Origin of the sequence: Gaoshiqia sediminis (assembly GCF_025907915.1) — a bacterium.
Lineage (GTDB): Bacteria > Bacteroidota > Bacteroidia > Bacteroidales > Prolixibacteraceae > Gaoshiqia > Gaoshiqia sediminis.
Genome location: NZ_JAPAAF010000131.1, coordinates 1 through 398 on the forward strand (window position 1 = coordinate 1; position 398 = coordinate 398).

Sequence of the window (398 nt, forward strand, 5' to 3'; positions counted from 1 at the left end):
GTGAAACATCCCGAAGAGCTGTACAATTACTATAAAAGTTTGGGATTAACCTTTATGCAGTTTATCCCGATTGTGGAAACGGATAAAAATGACCCATCAAAAGCGGCCGACTTTTCGGTTTCGGCAGAAGACTACGGTCGTTTCCTGAATAAACTGTTCGACCTGTGGCTGGCCGATTTTAAAGACGGACAACCGACTACTTCGGTTCGTCATTTCGAATCGGTGTTCTACAGTTATGTGGGGCTGGAGGCACCCGAATGCACGATGATGAAAGAGTGTGGCCCGTATGTGGTGATTGAGCACAACGGCAATGTTTATAGCTGCGACTTTTTTGTGGAACCGAAATGGAAGCTGGGCAATGTGATGCACGACCGGCTGATTAATATGCTGAACTCGAA

At 46.2% G+C, this 398-nt stretch carries 1 protein-coding gene; it reads left to right on the plus strand.

Features of this window, described 5'->3' with window-relative positions:
* Positions 1-398 (plus strand): SPASM domain-containing protein (locus N2K84_RS20285; RefSeq protein ID WP_282593653.1); only part of this gene is annotated, 398 nt, incomplete at both ends.